The organism is Paenibacillus sp. MDV22-iso6, assembly GCF_058408365.1.
Window position 1 is genome coordinate 520,173 of record NZ_JBZVDZ010000001.1, and the last position, 18,762, is coordinate 538,934.

15 protein-coding genes are annotated in these 18,762 nt (G+C 44.0%); all 15 read left to right on the top strand.

What is annotated here, in order from left to right:
* The first annotated feature begins 3 nt into the window (after positions 1-3).
* On the top strand, positions 4-1,758 hold the full coding sequence (locus tag AC4PM4_RS02265) for a glycoside hydrolase family 2 protein (RefSeq protein ID WP_491612624.1): 1,755 nt from the start codon (positions 4-6) through the stop codon (positions 1,756-1,758).
* Between the two features lie 56 nt (positions 1,759-1,814).
* Positions 1,815-3,215 (top strand): family 43 glycosylhydrolase, encoded by a 1,401-nt coding sequence (locus AC4PM4_RS02270; RefSeq protein ID WP_491612626.1) that lies wholly within the window; start codon positions 1,815-1,817, stop codon positions 3,213-3,215.
* A gap of 160 nt (positions 3,216-3,375) precedes the next feature.
* The gene (locus AC4PM4_RS02275) at positions 3,376-4,398 is read left to right on the top strand and encodes an ATP-binding cassette domain-containing protein (RefSeq protein ID WP_063565243.1); all 1,023 of its coding nucleotides are present in this window, start codon (positions 3,376-3,378) and stop codon (positions 4,396-4,398) included.
* Positions 4,395-5,210: an ABC transporter permease gene (locus AC4PM4_RS02280; protein ID WP_063565177.1), complete on the top strand. Its 816-nt coding sequence runs from the start codon at positions 4,395-4,397 to the stop codon at positions 5,208-5,210. The genes AC4PM4_RS02275 and AC4PM4_RS02280 overlap by 4 nt, the downstream gene beginning before the upstream one ends.
* A gap of 132 nt (positions 5,211-5,342) precedes the next feature.
* On the top strand, positions 5,343-6,017 hold the full coding sequence (locus AC4PM4_RS02285; protein WP_090806109.1) for a response regulator transcription factor: 675 nt from the start codon (positions 5,343-5,345) through the stop codon (positions 6,015-6,017).
* Positions 6,014-7,087 carry a sensor histidine kinase gene (locus AC4PM4_RS02290; protein ID WP_072732732.1) on the top strand — a complete coding sequence of 358 codons (1,074 nt, stop codon included), beginning with the start codon at positions 6,014-6,016 and terminating at the stop codon, positions 7,085-7,087. The genes AC4PM4_RS02285 and AC4PM4_RS02290 overlap by 4 nt, the downstream gene beginning before the upstream one ends.
* A 272-nt stretch (positions 7,088-7,359) precedes the next feature.
* Positions 7,360-7,974, top strand: a complete 615-nt coding sequence (locus AC4PM4_RS02295) for a hypothetical protein (protein WP_090949717.1) — start codon at positions 7,360-7,362, stop codon at positions 7,972-7,974.
* An 82-nt stretch (positions 7,975-8,056) separates the two neighbouring features.
* Positions 8,057-8,731, top strand: coding sequence for a response regulator transcription factor (locus tag AC4PM4_RS02300; RefSeq protein WP_063565174.1), 675 nt, complete (start codon positions 8,057-8,059; stop codon positions 8,729-8,731).
* The gene (locus AC4PM4_RS02305) at positions 8,728-10,095 is read left to right on the top strand and encodes a sensor histidine kinase (RefSeq protein ID WP_063565173.1); all 1,368 of its coding nucleotides are present in this window, start codon (positions 8,728-8,730) and stop codon (positions 10,093-10,095) included. The genes AC4PM4_RS02300 and AC4PM4_RS02305 overlap by 4 nt, the downstream gene beginning before the upstream one ends.
* 226 nt (positions 10,096-10,321) lie before the next feature.
* A complete protein-coding gene (locus tag AC4PM4_RS02310; RefSeq protein WP_063565172.1) occupies positions 10,322-10,552 on the top strand; it encodes a hypothetical protein in 231 nt (76 codons plus the stop codon).
* Positions 10,553-10,682: 130 nt separating this feature from the next.
* A complete protein-coding gene (locus AC4PM4_RS02315; RefSeq protein ID WP_063565171.1) occupies positions 10,683-11,663 on the top strand; it encodes an alpha/beta fold hydrolase in 981 nt (326 codons plus the stop codon).
* Positions 11,664-11,793: 130 nt separating this feature from the next.
* A complete protein-coding gene (locus tag AC4PM4_RS02320) occupies positions 11,794-13,248 on the top strand; it encodes an alpha/beta hydrolase family protein (RefSeq protein WP_072732733.1) in 1,455 nt (484 codons plus the stop codon).
* A 34-nt stretch (positions 13,249-13,282) separates the two neighbouring features.
* Positions 13,283-15,373: a serine hydrolase domain-containing protein gene (locus tag AC4PM4_RS02325; protein WP_090949722.1), complete on the top strand. Its 2,091-nt coding sequence runs from the start codon at positions 13,283-13,285 to the stop codon at positions 15,371-15,373.
* A 221-nt stretch (positions 15,374-15,594) separates the two neighbouring features.
* Positions 15,595-17,715, top strand: coding sequence for a serine hydrolase domain-containing protein (locus tag AC4PM4_RS02330; RefSeq protein ID WP_491612628.1), 2,121 nt, complete (start codon positions 15,595-15,597; stop codon positions 17,713-17,715).
* Positions 17,716-17,771: 56 nt separating this feature from the next.
* Positions 17,772-18,713, top strand: a complete 942-nt coding sequence (locus AC4PM4_RS02335; RefSeq protein WP_072732735.1) for an alpha/beta hydrolase — start codon at positions 17,772-17,774, stop codon at positions 18,711-18,713.
* Positions 18,714-18,762: the final 49 nt, after the last annotated feature.

Sequence of the window (18,762 nt, forward strand, 5' to 3'; positions counted from 1 at the left end):
CGTATGAATAAAGACAAGATGACATTAACACCACGCCCGGAATACCCTCGCCCTCAGTGGGTGCGTAACCATTGGATCAATCTGAACGGAACTTGGCAGTTCGAAATGGATCATGGCAAAAGTGGAAAAGAACGAGGTTATGAACAGTCCGAACATCATCTCTCTGGGACAATCACTGTTCCGTTCTGTCCAGAGAGTAAACTGTCCGGGGTGGCCTATACCGATTTTATGGCAGCAGTATGGTACAAACGGGAATTCTCTATCCCGGATGCCTGGATGAATGGGCGCATTTTGCTTCATTTTGGCGCTGTTGATTACGAAGCCGAGATCTGGGTCAATGGAAAAGCGGTTGGCAAACATCGGGGAGGCTATTCGCCATTCCATTTTGATATCACATCTCATGTTTCGTCAGGAACGAATATAGTCACGGTTTATGCGGAAGATGATGTGCGTTCTGGACTTCAGCCGCGAGGAAAACAGAGCGAACGATTCCACTCACATGGCTGCGATTACACGCGGACTACTGGCATTTGGCAAACGGTGTGGCTGGAGCAAGTGCCAGAGATGTATCTCTCCGACATGAAAGTCGCAGCTGATCCGGATAATGCATGTGTGCACCTTGAAGTGAAAATATGCGGTAACGCTGCTGGAGGAGAGCTGGCTGCAACTGCCCACTTTGACGGCAAGAATGTTGGATCGGCAATGGCGGTTGTTCATGGACCTGCTGTGAAGCTTACCGTCCCATTATCCGAAATCCATTTATGGGAGCTGGGGAATGCCAAATTGTATGATCTGGAGTTGAAGCTGCATGGGCAGGATCAGACCATCGATACGGTAGACTCGTATTTCGGACTGCGGACGGTAAGGCTGGATGGCATGGCATTTCGTATCAATGAGAAGTCCGTTTTTCAGCGGCTTGTACTAGATCAGGGCTTTTACCCGGATGGCATCTACACGGCACCTAGCGACGAAGATCTGCGCAAGGACATCGAGATCTCCATGGAGCTTGGCTTTAATGGAGCGAGATTGCACGAAAAGATGTTTGAGCCACGTTTCCTATATTGGGCTGACCAGCTTGGTTACCTGGTATGGGGAGAACATGCCAACTGGGGACAGGATATTACAACGACCGAAAGCCTTGCCCGGTTCCTACCGGAATGGATGGAAGGTATGGAACGTGACTTAAATCATCCCTCGCTTATCGGCTGGTGTCCGTTCAACGAAACGTGGGATCGCGATGGAACCCGGCAGGATAACGACGTGCTGCGCATTGTCTATGAGATGACTAAACGTATGGACCCGACACGTCCTGTCATTGATACCAGCGGTAACTTTCATGTGGTGACGGACATCTTCGATTTGCATGACTATGATCAGAACCCGGATACGTTCCGGGCCAGATATGAACCGATGAAAAGCGGTGGGGAAGTATTTAATACCTTTCCAGAGCGGCAGACGTATGAAGGGCAGCCATATTTTATCAGTGAGTATGGCGGTATCTGGTGGAATCCGGATCAGCAAGATGAGAAAGCTTGGGGTTACGGGGACAGACCACAATCCGAAGAAGCTTTCATTGCACGTTATGAGGGACTAACCAATGTCCTGCTGGACCATCCGAAGATGTTCGGGTTTTGTTATACCCAGCTATATGATGTGGAACAGGAAGTGAATGGACTGTACACGTATGACCGCCGTCCCAAATTCGACCCGGAAACGATTCGTCGCATTAATTCCCGCAAGGCTGCCATCGAAGATTGAACGTTGCAGGTCAGGTACGCGCATGATTCATAATCCTATAGGGAGCGTGACTGTAGATGAAAATAATGAATTACAGGAACAAATTGTTGCTGGCCTTATGTGTATTTCTTATTTTCCCGATGGGACAGACGACGCATGCAGCGACCGTTCAGAATAATTTCTATAATGTCGTAATGCAGGATGGAGCTGATCCATGGGTCTACAAACACACTGACGGATTCTATTATTTCACCAAAACAACAGGTGGTAACGTTACCATCTGGAAGTCAGCTCAATTAACAATCATTGATGCGGCTCCAACCACTGTGGTGAATACCGGCTGCTGTGGCATCTGGGCTCCAGAGCTTCATTACATCAACGGTGCATGGTACATCTATTATGCGAAGGATGATGGAGACAACGTCAATCACCGCATGTATGTCATGGAAAACACGTCAGCTGACCCGACACAGGGAACCTGGCAATACAAAGGGCAGATTACGGATCCCACCAACAAGTGGGCTATCGACGGGACGGTATTACAGGTAAACGGACAGCTCTACTTCATCTGGTCGGGCTGGGAAGCAGATACGAATGTAAGGCAGAATCTGTACATTGCCCATATGAGTAATCCCTGGACGATCGATTCAAATCGCGTGGAAATTGCGCGACCAACCTACGCCTGGGAAACCAATCATTCCCCGAATGTAAATGAGGGACCGCAGGTGATCGTTCGAAACGGAGTTATCAGTCTAGTCTACTCGGCAAGTGGTAGTTGGACCAACGACTATTGTCTGGGGCTTATTACCGCTAACGCCTCAAGCAACTTGCTGAATCCGGCATCCTGGAGCAAGCACAGTCAGCCTATCTTCAAATCGGGGAACGGCTTGTATGGTCCGGGTCATCATTCTTTTACGAAATCGCCTGACGGGACTGAGGACTGGATCATGTACCACACAGCGAAATTCAATAATTCCGGATGGAATCGTGAGATCCGCTTACAGAAGTTCACCTGGAATGCCGACAATACCCCGAATTTGGGTACACCGGTGAATCCCAACGTACCTATTGCTCTACCTTCGGGAGAAAAGTCAATCGTTCGATATGAAGGAGAAGAGGGAACCTTTGGTGGGATCGCTTATGCTTCCCAGAGTCCTTCTGGTTCAGGTGGCATGAAAGCTGGTCATATCGATACGGCGGACAGCTATGTAGAATTTAACGTCAATGCAGCAACTGCGGGCACATATATTCTCCTGGCGAGGACAGCGAATGGCACAGCAGGTGGCAACTGGTCCAACCTGCTGCTGAGTGTGAATGGAGGCACAGCCAGTCCTTTCTACATTACGAACAAGGGATGGGAGAACTGGGGACTGTCCACAGCGAGAGTTCAGCTAAAGGCTGGTGTGAACAAAATTCGTTTCTCCAAAGGTGAAGGATATGGAGAACTGGACTTCTTTGATATCAAACCTGCAAATTAGAGTATTATAATCGCATCCGAACCCTGCCGGTGTCCATTTGGACCTTGGCGGGGTTTTGTGATTTGAAATGGAAAACTTTCCGATTCCATTCATATTCAGTTCATAAAAGTACGATATTCTTCCCCTATAAACGATATGGGAGGAACCACAATTGACAAACATACAGCAAAGAGCAACAGGTAATGAACTTGGAGATTGGGCCATTGAGGCTGAGGGGCTTGTGAAAATTTTTGGAGATAAACGTGCAGTGGATGGTGTGAATCTGAACGTGAAGGCAGGTACGATCTATGGCGTACTGGGCCCGAATGGAGCAGGGAAAACAACAACCATTCGGATGCTGGGCACGCTGCTTCGGCCCGATGGAGGATCAGCCAAAATATTTGGACATGATGTGGTGAAGGAGTCACATATCGTACGCCAGCTAATTGGACTTACAGGACAATACGCATCCGTTGACGAGTCACTGAGTGCCAACGAAAATTTGATGATATTTTCACGGCTGCTGGGTCTTGGCCGCGCAGAAGCGAAACGCAAAACAGCCGATTTGCTCGAAGAGTTCGGCTTGACGGAGGCGGCGAAACGTCCAATCAAAGGGTTCTCCGGAGGCATGCGCCGCCGTCTCGATCTCGCAGCAAGCCTTATTGCTCAGCCGCCGCTGATCTTTTTGGACGAACCGACAACTGGACTTGACCCACGGACACGTGCACAGATGTGGAATACGATTCGCCAGTTGGTCAAGACTGGTTCAACCGTGCTTCTTACAACACAATATCTTGATGAAGCGGATCAACTGGCCGACCGTGTTGCCGTAATTGATCAGGGCCATGTTGTGGCCGAAGGTACGGTGGATGATTTGAAAGCCTCCGTTGGCACTGCATCACTTCAACTGCGCATCCAGGAACCGACACGGATTGAACACGCCCGTCAGATTGTAGAGCAGATCCTTCGAACAGAATCCAGCGTATCAGCGGAAGCGGGGAAGATTACTGCACCGATGGCAAATGCTAATATTGCAGCAGATCTACTGATTGCCTTTCGTTCCGCAGGCATTGATCTGGCAGAGATGAGTGTCCAGAAACCTACACTTGATGAAGTATTTCTCACCATTACGGGCCAAGATGCGAGTGGCAATGCGTCTCATACGTCTCAAGAATCAAAAGCAGTGGAGGAGTTGCAAGTATGAACAGTACAATAGCGAAACAAAATCCAAGCCGTAAGCTGAGAAAATACACAAGCTTTGGGCAAACCGTCCGGAATTCCTTAACGATGGCTTATCGCGGGATATTGAAGGTTAGACGAACACCAGAGCAATTATTCGATGTTACCCTACAGCCGATCATTTTCACATTGATGTTTACGTACATTTTTGGTGGTGCGATCTCGGGAAATATTCAAGCTTATTTGTTGGTCATTATTCCGGGTATACTTGTGCAGACGGTAATTACAAGCTCCGTCGTGACTGGTGTGCAATTGCGTGAGGATATGGATAAAGGGGTATTCGACCGATTCAAATCATTGCCTATAGCACGTATTGCGCCACTGGCCGGAGCATTGCTGGCAGACACGATACGCTATACCATTGCAACGTTCCTTACCTTTACGATTGGATATTTATTGGGATATAGCCCTGCAGGTGGATTGGGTCATGTTGCCTTGGCAGGATTGCTAGTTATTATTTGCGCTTGGGCCATCAGTTGGATTTTTGCTTTTCTTGGTGTTATTGCACGTACAGCGTCCAGTGTACAAGGGATTTCCATGCTCGTATTGTTTCCGCTCACCTTTGCTTCAAACGCTTTCGTTCCGGTAGATACGATGCCGAATTGGCTTCAGTGGGTAGTTAATGTCAATCCGATATCCCATTTGGTTTCAGCTGTACGCGAATTGGCGAATCAAGGGACAATGGGCACAGATCTGGTGACCAGCCTTGCCGGAGCAGCGGTTATTGTAGCCATTTTTGCACCATTGACAGTGCGAGCATATATGCGCAGAACGTAATTGGAAATCATCAAATATTGTTAAACAAGTGTAGCGTGTCAGGAAAGAGATGTTATGCCTTCATGGTATAAGGTCTTTTTCTTGACAGAATGTGGAGTATAAGGCAAGGTTGAAAAAATGGAGGTGGTCACTTTGACAAGCGTATTGGTCGTTGATGACGACCCGCATATCCGAGAGCTGGTAGGACATTTTTTACAGCAGGAGGGTTTGCACGTAATCGAGGCTGTTGACGGTTTGGATGCACTGCGATTACTCGCTGACCATAAGGTAGATCTGGTCGTTCTCGATATTATGATGCCAGGCATGGACGGATGGGAACTATGCCGCCAGTTGCGGCAGCAGACGGATCTGCCGCTCCTGATGTTAACGGCCAAAGGGGAAACCTCGCAGATCATCAAAGGATTCACCCTGGGGACGGATGATTATCTGGTGAAGCCTTTTGATCCGCTGGTGCTGGTTGCTCGGGTGAAGGCTTTATTGAAACGATATCGGATTATGACTTCACAAGTGATCCTGCTTGGTGAACTGGTCCTGCGGGGTGATACGTTTGAGTGCAAGAAAGGTGATCAGGATATTGTGTTGCCACGCAAGGAATTTGAACTGCTATTCACCCTTGCGAGTTACCCTGGCAAAACCTTTACCCGTGATCAGTTAATCGAAAAGATCTGGGGGTATGATTACGAAGGGGACGAGAGAACGATTGATGTGCATATCAAGCGACTTCGTGAACGGTTTCCGGAGGAAGAGCATGCTTTCGTCATTCGTACTATGCGGGGTTTGGGCTATCGCCTAGAGGTAAGGCAATGAAGCAGGAGGGTGGATTTCTTCATGTTTCCAGAAACGTCATTCTGGTATCTCTGGCCCTGTTTGCCTGCTGGACAGCAGCTTTCTACCTTACGAGATATGTGTATTCCTTTGTCCCATGGGAACCGCATGAATTGCTTGCTTTTCTGATTAATGCCATGCTGGGGTTCATTTTTTTTGGATTATGCATTACAATGATCGGTCCGCTGGTTAAAGGCAGGCAATATGAATTTTTTAATGAGATGATTCAGGCTTTGAAAAGCATTTCCCGGGGGGATTTTCGTGTGAATCTGGATGCGGAATTTGCCAATAGAAACGGGAGACAGAGAAATCCCCATCCGTTTGTGCAGTTGGTTGAAAGCATCAATGACATGGCGGCAAATCTCAAAGCGATGGAAGATTTGCGTCAGGAATTCATCTCCAATGTATCACATGAGATTGGATCGCCGCTCACGTCAATCAGCGGTTTCGCCAGGGCGCTGAAAAATAAAGATATGGACCAGGAAAAACGGGAAAAGTATCTGACGATCATTGAGACGGAATGTGTTCGTTTGTCCAGACTGAGTGATAATTTAATGAAGCTCGCCGTTCTGGATTCATCCGAGCATGCATCACATAAAACATCTTACCGCTTGGATCGGCAGCTGGTAACTCTGGTTCTAGCCTGTGAACCCCAATGGGATGACAAAAAAATTGATATGAACGTAGAGCTGGAAGAAGTTGAAATCTTTGCTGATGAGGACTTGATGATTCAGTTGTGGATCAACCTTATTCATAATGCAATCAAGTTCACGCCAGAAGGCGGAAAAATTGATGTTTTCCTTACACAAAGTGATGGCAAGATCAGTGTACGTATTTCTGACAGTGGACCCGGCATCACCAAGCAGGATCAGCTTCGCATATTCGAACGTTTTTACAAAGCGGATCAATCCCGCACACGTGCCTTGGGTGGCAGTGGACTGGGCCTTTCCATCGTGCATAAAATTGTGGAGATGCATGAGGGTACTGTCTCCGTGTTCAGTGAACCAGGAGCAGGTGCGACATTTATTGTACAGCTACCTGTCCATTTATAATAATAAAAAGGGTAATCGATGGATGTTGTCCGTCAATTACCCTTTTTATTTCAATTAATTCGGCTGTTATTGTACAAAATAAGGTATATAAGCGATAATCTGCAGGGTAGCCAATACATAAAGGCCCGTAAGGAGTGAGCAATCTGCTGATATCTCCCACTCAACAACAGTGTCTGATTGACGTGGTGAAATCATTCCCGATACAACCCAAGTACTCCAAAGCACAGCTGCTGATTAATGAGCTGAAATTAAGCTCTTCAGGAGAGGTGGAGATGTTCTATTCCCCACATAATGAATATATCAATGCAGCCGCAAAAGTCATGCTTGTGGGCATCACACCAGGTTGGCAGCAAATGGAGATTGCTTATAGAACGGCTATCCAAGCTTTGAAAGCACACAAATCATATGAGCAAGCCTGTAAAGAAGCCAAAATAGCGGCAAGAATGGCCGGCTCTATGCGTACCAATTTGATTTTAATGCTCCAGGAAATAGGCTTGCATGAATATATAAGAGTGCCCCATGTACAAAGGTTATTTGAAGCAGACTGTACATTGTTACATACAACTTCTCTGATTCGATATCCAGTCTTGGTGAATAAGCAAAATTACAATGGACATCAGCCTTCCATTCCTCAAAGTGAATTTTTGTATCAAGCTGTACTTGAGTCATTTCTGCCTGAATTGGAACAGTTAAAGCATCCTCTTATTATTCCATTAGGAAAGTCGGTGGAGGCTGTACTACATCAATTGCTTGATGAACATCGGGTAGATGAAGAGAAGATTTTATGGGGATTTCCTCATCCATCTGGTGCCAATGGCTCTCGTGTGAAACAGTTTCTTCATACCAAGTCGGGGATGCAGAACATTCTGAGGGAATGGCGAGATTAAACTTCTTACTTGCTTTTTACAAATTCAATAATAGTATAATGATTACGACTACATGACATGGAAACAGGAAAAGAGGAAACAAATGCCTACAATACTGGTTGCTGACGATGATCCGAATATTCGTGAACTCGTCTGTTTATTTTTGAGAAATGACGGATTTGAAACGGCTGAAGCTGCGGATGGCAAGGAGGCACTGACCGTTTACGGCTCAACACATGTCGATCTTGTTGTGCTTGATATCATGATGCCTGTCATGGATGGCTGGACGTTATGTAAGGAGCTGCGAAGAGCCAATCCTGATCTTCCGCTGCTCATGCTGACGGCGAGAGGTGAGACCTGGGAAAAGGTGAAAGGATTCGAACTGGGGACCGATGATTATCTAACGAAACCGTTTGATCCGTTGGAGCTCACGGCTCGCGTCCGAGCATTACTCAAACGATACAAAATCGGCTCCACACAGACGATCCATTTCGGCAACGTCATCCTGGATCGACAAACCTACAAGGTGACGAGCGGAACAGAGTCGCTTACGTTGCCGCTGAAGGAGTTCGAATTGCTCTATAAACTCGCTGGAACACCCGGACAAGTCTATACACGTGAGCAATTGATCGATCAAATCTGGGGTATTGATTACGCCGGTGATGATCGAACGATAGACGTACATATTAAACGCCTGCGTGAACGGTTCGCATCAACACCCGATTTTCGGATCGAAACGGTGCGAGGCCTGGGGTACCGGCTTGAGGTTTACGAATGATTAGATCGTTATATATTCGTGTGGTCCTGACATTTCTGGTTTCCGTCATCGCCGGCACGGTCATTTCTTTTTTCATGTCCACGATGATATTCGAAGATCAATTGAATGAAAATGCTCAAATTAACATACGTAACTTCGGCCAAGATGTCGTGCAGATTTACAAGACCCTTCCATTAAGTGAAGCAGAATCGTTTGTTAGTGAAATGAAGCTACTGAATTCATATCATATTCGAATTTACGATGCAACGGGTCAGTTCCAGTCGTATGGAAAGCTTAACGGACATAAATCGGCCGCGGTGACGAAAGAGCAACTAAAGAAAGTGTTAGATGGAGGCGTAGTCCAGGACAATCCGAACGGTATTGCTACAGTTCTTTTAGGGTTGCCGGTGAAAACGGAAGTGGGAACGAAAGCAATGTTTTTGGAGACGCTCGCTCCACCTTCTTCCTCGTTTGTCGTCAAATGGGCTTCGATCTTTGCAACCTGTTCATTGGTTGCAGGAAGTATTATCATTCTGATTGCTTCCATATTCTTGGTTAGACCGATTAAAAAACTGACAAAAGCAACGAAGCGGATCGCTGCTGGAGATTTTAACGTCAAGCTGAATATCAAGCAAACCGGAGAACTGGGCACACTGGCGCGCAGCTTCGAAGAAATGATGCATGATTTGCAGCAGTTGGAACAGATGCGCAGGGAATTTGTAACGAATGTGTCGCACGAGGTTCAATCTCCGCTGACTTCGATATCCGGTTATGCTCAAGCACTGAAACAAGTAAACCTCTCAGAGCAAGAACGAAGCCGATATCTTGAGATTATTATCGCCGAGGCGAAGCGGATGTCCAAAATGAGTGATAATCTGCTCAAGTTGAGTATGCTTGAATCACAGTCACAGCAACCGCGACTTAGCACACTCAGCCTGGATGAACAGATCAGGCGGGTTATTGTAACTCTCCAGCCACAATGGTCTGCTCGCAACATTCACTTTGAGCTTGATCTCCAAGGCGTTAAAGTCTTGGCTGATCACGATCAGTTGAACCAGGTATGGACGAATATTCTCAGCAACGGTATCAAATTTTCCAAGGATGGCGGCGTAATTCACGTCAGCACCAAGCAGGATATCAAGAACGTGACTATTCGAATCTCCGACACAGGTATCGGTATCCCTCTTGAAGACCAGAAGCGTATATTCGAACGATTTTTCAAGTCGGATCGTTCTCACAGTCGCAAGTATGACGGCAGTGGTATGGGGCTTGCTATTGTTAAACAGATTGTATCGCTTCATCAAGGGGATATTAGAGTAGAAAGTGAACCTGGTCAGGGAACAACCTTTATTGTCACGTTGCCAATCACTCCACCAACGGAGTAGTTAGGCTTACAGGATAAGGTGGATGTATAGAATATTCATCCGATTGTCTAAATCGTATGTTCAGGCCACGTTTCACATGCAAGCTTCTTTGCATGTGAAACGTGGCTTTTTTTGTTAGTTCATAATTCGTTCATATTGTCGTCATGATGAGGACATCTTGGTTGGTTAGGCTTGATTTAACGGCTTGTTACGGCCATTAAACAGATGAGAACAGGAGCAGATGAGTGTGACACATGAAACAGAGAAGAAACAGTGGGGCGTTCCCTGTGAATCTCCTCTTCTTTTCTTTATTCAAAAGAATCATCCGGCAACAGACAGGTGGATCCCTGAGCACGAGAAGTTAATAAAGGATTCTGTACATGGTGAAGTGGTACTGCTGGAGGCAAATCATTATTTGTATCGTTCCCATGCCAAAGAAATTGCTGAAAAATTCAGAGGATTTATGACGTCCCAGTAAATATTAATTTATTTAGTTGTTCATATTCAGTTCATATTGACGTCACGGGGAGTACATTTTCATTGGTTAAGATTACATCAGTAGCACAGAAGAAAGCCGAACAAACAGTTCAAGACAGGAGAAGATGAGAGTGACACAACCAGAGGAAAAGAAAGCGAAGAATGGCTCGAGGGCCAAAAAGGTAAGAAACAATATACTTAAAGTACTAGGAGCAATCGTAATCGTCATTGTTCTGTTTCTAGGTATTGTTTATATCACGAATGTGATCAGTACCAATTCAGAGGCGAAAAAGATAGAGACTTACGGCCAGCACGTATCTGTAGACGGGAAAAATATGAATGTGTTAATTCAAGGCGAAGGCAAGGAAACGATCGTGCTTCTGCCAGGTTATGGAACAGCTGCGCCAGCGCTTGATTTTAAGCTGCTCATCGATGAGCTATCTCCATATTACAAAGTTGTGGCGGTTGAACCTTTCGGTTATGGATTAAGTGATGGAACTGAAAAAGAACGAACCGCAGAAAATATCGTAACTGAAGTTCATGAAGCTTTACAACAGCTTAACATTAACCAGTATATCCTCATGGGCCACTCCATTGCAGGCATTTACGGCATTGAGTATGTGAACAAATATCCAAACGAGGTGACTGCATTTGTCGGAATCGACAGCAGTGTTTCAACACAACCGGGTATGGATGCCAAATTACCTACAAAAATGTTCGGATTCCTTAAAAAATCAGGTCTCCAAAGACTAGTAGTCAAATTTGGTGGTGACCCTTATGCTGGACTCGCATTTGATGAGCACACCGTAGAGCAGATGAAAATGCTGTCGAATAAAAACTCGAATAGTTCCACGATGTTAAATGAGATGGACCATATTGCTTCCAATTTTAAAGATGCTCAAGGTTTAACCTTCCCCAAAGACCTTCCACTTCTTCTCTTTATTCAAGCGAATAATGAAGGTGTAAAAGGTTGGATACCTTTGCATGAAGGTCAGATCAAAGATTCGGTACACGGAAAAGTAATCACAATGGATGGCGAACATTATTTACACCATACGTTATTTAAAGAAATAGCTGAGGACTTTAGAGCATTCATGAACGAAGCAAAGTAAATATCCTGTATAAGTCTACTCGAGATTTTACAGATGTGTATAAATGAATATGAAAAAACCGTCCTGTGGGGCGGTTTTTCCATAGTATATCCAATTCGGCCGATGTCCGTGATGAAAGAGAGGAATTCAAATGAGATTATTTGAAATACTTTTAGTTTTATCCTGTTTCGCTTTACTGGTAGATCTATTGTTTATTAAAAGAAGTGTAAAGAAAATAGGCTTGGGTTTGGGTATAGGAAGTAGCGTTATATTATTAGTTCAATTATTTGTTGAGGGATACAGATGGCAGCTGCTTTTGGTATATATCATGACGGCGCTATTCATACTCATCGTTTTATTCAGACATTCCGAAAAGATGGTGAATCTAAAAATAGGGAAGTTCTTGAAATATAGTTTATCTTCCCTAATCGTCATTCTGCTGGTTGTTTCTACTGCCTTGTCTGTATACCTACCTGTTTTTAATTTGCCGAAGCCGGATGGTCCAGAGAAAGTGGGTACTCAAACATTTCATTTTACAGACCAGAATAGAGCTGAAGTCTTAACTGAAGATCAAAGCGACAAGAGGGAGTTAATGGTCCAATTCTGGTATCCTACTGAGAACATGAATAACAACAAGCGTGACACGCTGTTTCCAAATGATAAAGAAATGTTCAAAACGTATATTCAGAGCTTCTCTGCTTCTTTAAAACTGCCCGAATTTTTGCTCGACTACTTGAAGTATAGTCAAACCAACTCTTATGAAAATGTAGAAATATTACCTTCCACAAGTCCTTATCCCGTGGTACTGCTATCTCATGGTATGGGAACCAGTAGAGTTCTACAAGCATCACAGGCCGAGAATCTTGCCAGTCATGGTTTTATCGTGGTCACAATCGATCATACGTACAGCACCTTTGCTACCCTTTTTCCGGATGGCCGTGTAACGGGCTATACAACAAAAATGACAACCATAGATGACCGCAGTGAAGTTGGGGATATATGGACAAAAGACGTTGAGTTTGTTATCGATCAAATCGAAAAGTTAAATTCAGGTGTAATTGAAAGTCAATTTAAAGGGAAGATCGATTTAAATAACATAGGCGCGATGGGACATTCTTTTGGGGGAGCAACGGCGTTTAATGCAACGTATTTAGATCAACGAATCAAGGCCGGGGTTAATATGGATGGGTCACTGAATGAAGTAGAAGATAGAGATGATATAAACAAGCCGTTTATGTTTATCAGATCGGGAAATTTTGAAGACTGGTTAGCCAATTTTGAAAGTGATAGAAATTCGGATGACGAAGTAACTAAGTTTCTTTCAGATGAGCTGCACATTATGAAAACGGTTATCAATCAGGGGGGGGATGTGATTTATATAGAAGGAACCCAGCACTTCAATTTCACGGATCTTCAATTCTATTCGGAGCTGATTAAACTGTCCGGAATTACAGGAGACATCAATGGTAAAAGAGGGTCAAACATCGTAAATCAATATGTACTTGATTTCTTTAATAAGCAATTGAAAGGATCGGGCGGAACTCTAATTCAGGGGCCGAGCGACTTGTATCCAGAGGTGAAATTTATAGATCCAAAAGAACTCTAATCAACCAAAACATTTAAATCAGGAGATGATGTGAATGGGACGACAAAAGGGAAAAAGAACTTCAATCACCGCCTTAACTCTGGCGTTAATGATGTTATCTCCAATGTCAGTACTGGCCGCACCAGCTACGAGTAACAACAGCGATCTGACGTATGAACCAACCAAGAAAACAGTAGCGGAGAAAGCCAAGATCCTTACCGAGACGTACGGTACGACCAGTGTACAATATGCATTAATCGATGGTGGAGAGATTGTGGTGTCCGGTCAAACGGGCAAAAACGATATCAATAACAAGGTGCCTCTTACTTCGAACACGATCTATGGCATTGGTTCAACCAGTAAAATGGTACTTACCACTGCTGTAATGAAACTGGTTGACGATGGCAAGATGGATTTGGATGTGCCTGTTGTGAACTATATCCCTGACTTTAAAATGAAAGATAATCGCTACAAACAACTCACACCACGCATGCTATTAAATCATTCTTCCGGTCTGCTGGGCAGCACTGGCAGCAATGCTACATTGTACGGAGATAATGATACGAATTCACATGATACGTTTCTAGATCAATTGGCGAATCAAAACCTGAAAGCCGATCCAGGAGAATACTCCGTATATTGTAACGATGGTTTTACATTAGCGGAAATTCTAGTCGAAAGAGTTAGTGGCATGGGCTTTACTGCTTTTATACACAAGTATATTACAGAGCCTCTGGACATGAATCATACCAAAACACCACAGGATGTGGTTGGGCCAGCAGAAATGGCGGGAATCTATTCTCCTTTATATGAAGGCCAGCTTCCACAAGAGAATTATAATATCATCGCTACTGGAGGTATTTATTCTACCGCTGAAGATCTTGTGAAATTTTCACAAATCTTCACGGGAGAGGTCGAAGGTATTCTTTCCAGTAAGTCGGTAGAAGCCATGGCGCAAGAAGAATACAAAAGAGGCATGTGGCCAGAGGACAGCGATTCATCTATTTCGTACGGGTTAGGTTGGGATAGTGTGAACTTATACCCATTCAGTGAATACGGCATCAAGGCCGTTACGAAAGGTGGAGATACCATATCGTATCACTCATCATTAATCGTACTGCCGGAATACAATCTAGCTGCAGCCGTTACCTCATCCGGTGGGACGAGTGCCAAAGATCAGTTTATTGCAAGTGAATTATTACTCAGCGCACTTGAGGAAAAGGGTATTATTACAGAACGGAAGCCAGAAAAGTCATTTGGGGTGCCAGTAAAAGCAGATATACCTAAAGAAATATCCGCGTATGCAGGTATGTATGGCGCCAATAATTCGGTTAAGAAGATCGAAATGAATCATGCTGGACAAATGACTGTATCCACACTCGCAGCTCCGAGTGATTCGGCTCAAAAATACACATATACAGCTGATGGTACTTTTGTTAACGATAAAGGCACAGAAAAGTTGAAATTCGTTACGGAGAAGAATGGAAGTACTTATCTGTGGTCTCGATCTTATATATCCTTGCCAGGACTTGGGCAGTTGGCTTTCTCAGAATATACAGCGGAGAAGCTGGAAGCCAATGAATTATCCCAGGATGTTACCGCCTCGTGGGAAAAGCGTGAAGGTAAAAGATATTACGTGGTGAATCAGAAATATACATCAACGGTTTATCTCCATTCATCACCAATCATTCCTATTCATTCGAATAAAGAGACACCAGGGTATATGTCTAATAATAAGATTATTGGAGCAAACGAAGCAGTCACTGAGCTGCAAATCCCTGGCATGGCTGGACGTGATACAAAGGAAATTTATTTCTCCAAAAAGAACGGAGTGGAGTACATTACAGCTGTAGGTAGCGTATTCGCCAGTGAGGAAATTGTACAACCACTCTATTCCGGTAAACAATCCGCTACAACCATTCAAGCAGATGGATATGCAAAATGGTTTTCGGTACCCGCATCTGTGAAAGGAAAAGTTATGACGGTTAAGATGCCTGCAAATGGAGCCTTTGCCGTATATGACCAGACGGGTATTTGTATTAATCACACCGTGGTCAGCGGTAAGAATGAGGTTGTCTTACCCAAAAACGGCCGTATTGTATTTGCAGGTGAGGTCGGTTCCACATTTGAAATTTCATTGAAATAGACAAAGTCTTTATCCCCTTTAAGTGTCTACTTAAAGGGGATATTTTTATGACGTAAAAAGGAAGGATCAAGGATCGTGAATCATCATGTACTCAAATTATTTTGCCTATTCATACTCGGTTCATATAGACGTCACGAAGAGTACATTTCTATTGGTTAAGCTTATTTTAGTACCAAAGCTAGGATACTCTAATAAAGAGATACTGACAGGAGAAGATGCAAATGATACAACAAGAGAAAATGAAAGTGCTCAAGAGAACAGTCAAAAAACGAACTTCAATTGCAGCTTTAACGCTAGCGTTGACCATGTTAGCCCCATTATCTGCAATGGCCACACCGGCTGCCATGAACAACAGCAACCTTACGTATGAGGCAACGAAGAAAACCGTGATGGAAAAAGCCAAATTACTGACTGAGACGTATGGTACGACGAGTCTGCAATATGCGCTCATCGATGATGGAGAGATTGTGGTCTCCGGTCAAACGGGTAAGAACGATATAAACGACAAGGTACCTCTTACTTCGAACACGATCTATGGCATTGGTTCAACCAGTAAAATGATGCTTACCGCCGCTGTAATGAAGCTGGTTGACGAAGGCAAGATCGATTTGGATGTGCCTGTTATGAACTATATGCCTGACTTTAACATGAAAGATAACCGATACAAACAGATCACACCCCGTATGCTGTTGAATCACTCAGCCGGTCTTCTGGGCACCTCAACCAGCAATGCCACATTGTACGGAGATAATGACACGTATTCACATGATACGTTTTTGAAGCAATTGGCGAATCAAAACCTTAAAGCAGATCCCGGCGCATACTCCGTCTACAGCAACGATGGCTTTACGTTAGCCGAGATTCTGGTCGAAAGAGTTAGCGGCATCGGTTATACCGCATTTATACACAAGTATTTCACAGAGCCTTTGGACATGAACCATACCAAGACACCACAGGATGTAGTTAATCCGGCAGAAATGGCGGGAATCTATTCCCCTTTTTATGAGGGACAACTTCCAAAAGAGAATTATAATATCATCGGTACTGGAGGTCTGTATTCCACCGCTGAAGATTTGGTCAAATTTTCTAGAATCTTCACGGGAGAAGTCAATGGAATTCTTTCCAGCAAGTCTGTAGAAGAAATGGGGCAAGAAGAATATAAAAAAGGAATGTGGCCAGAGGATAGCGATACGCTGATGTCTTACGGGTTAGGGTGGGATAGTGTGAACTTGTTCCCATTCAATGAATACGGCATTAAGGCCGTTATGAAAGGAGGGGATACGTTATCTTATCAGTCTTCATTAACGGTACTCCCAGAACACAACATGGCTGCAGCCGTTATCTCTTCAGGCGGGGCGAGCTTGACCAATCAATTCATTGCGAATGAATTATTACTCAGCGCACTTGAGGAAAAGGGCGTTATTACAGAACGGAAGCCGGAAAAATCATTTGGCGTACCCGTGAAGGCCAATATGCCTAAGGGAATATCCAAGTTTGCAGGTATATATGGTGGCAATAATTCAGTTACGAAGATCAACATCAATAAGACTGGACAAATGACTGTATCTTCACTTACAGCTCCGAGTAATCCGGTTCAAGAATACACATATACAGCAGATGGTACTTTTGTTAACAACGAAGGTACAGATAAGTTGAAATTCGTTGTGGAGAAAAATGGGAAAACCTACTTGTGGTCACGATCTTATATATCTGTTCCAGGACTCGGACAGCTGGCTTTCTCAGAATATAATGCGGAGAAGCTTGAAGCCAATAAATTATCCAAAGAGATTAACGCCGCATGGGCAAAGCGCGATGGTAAAAAATATTATCTAGTGAATGAGAAATACACATCAATGGTCTATCTGAATGCTTCATCGATCCTGCCTATTCATTTGAGTAAAGAGAACCCAGGTTATATGTCTAATCATAAGTTTATTGGAGCAAACGAAGCAGCCAATCTATTGCAAATTCCTGGTACAGCCGGACGTGATACGATGGACATTCATTTCTCTAAAAAGAACGAAGGAGAGTATCTTACAGCCTTAGGGTATGTATACGCCAGTGAGGAACTGGTGAAACCCATCTATTCGGGTAAACAATCCGCAACAACCATTCAAGCAGATGGATATGCCAAATGGTTTTCGGTACCAGCGACAGCGAAAGGAAAAGTCATGACAGTCAAGTTGCCTGCAAATGGAGCCTTTGCTGTATATGACCAGAACGGAATTTGTATTAATCACACCGTGGTCAGTGGTAAGAATAAAGTTGTCTTACCAGAGAATGGCCGCATTGTATTTGCAGGTGATGCTGGCTCCCGATTTGAAATTTCAATAAAAAAGTAAATTAACGGATTTGCAAACGGCTGTACGACAAACAAACTCAACAGGAGAAAACCATCATGATGAAAAAAATATTAATCATTTTACTCAAAATATTCGGAGCCATAGTTATCGCTTTTGCATTATTTATTGCCACTGTCTATTTTGTAAATGTATTTAGCAACAAGTCGGAGGCAGGGAAAATAAAACCCTATGGTCAGTCCGTAGCGGTTGACGGGAAAAACATGAATGTGTTGATCCAAGGAAAAGGTGAAGAAACCGTGGTATTGCTTCCGGGATACGGAACACCTGCCCCAGCCCTCGATTTTAAACCGTTAATTGATGAGCTATCTCCGTTTTACAAAGTCGTCGTCATTGAACCTTTCGGTTATGGATTAAGTGACATAACTGAAAAAGAGCGTACCACGGAAAATATGGTCAGTGAAATTCATGAAGCTCTACAGCAGCTTAATATTACTCATTACACGCTGATGGGTCATTCCATTTCAGGAATCTACGGACTAGATTATGTAAACAAATATCCAAACGAAGTAAATGCTTTTGTTGGGATTGATAGCAGCGTTCCAACGCAGGGAGGCAACGATGATCCATTCCCAACAGATGTGTACAAACTGCTCAAAAAATCAGGGTTCTACCGATTGTTAATGAAACTGGCCCCTGATCAACTGATTGCACCAGCTGTTGATGATGAAACCAGAGAACAAATTAGAATGCTTTCACTCAAAAATACGTTTAATCCGAACAACTTAAGTGAAGGCGAAAATTTTGGTCCCAATTTCAAAGCTGCTGAAGGCTTGACCTTCCCCAAAGATCTGCCTGTCATTTTCTTTTTACAAGCGAATGATACCGAAACGGAAGGATGGATACCTATGCATGAAGAGCAAGTTAAAAATTCAGTACATGGTAAAGTGATGACATTCGAAGGCGGGCATTATTTACACCATACCCGATCCAAAGAAATAGCCGAAAACTTCAGGAAGTTTATGAATGAAGTAAAATAAACTTAGAACAAACGTAGTATCTTTCAGAATGGATTTCAGAAAGAATGAA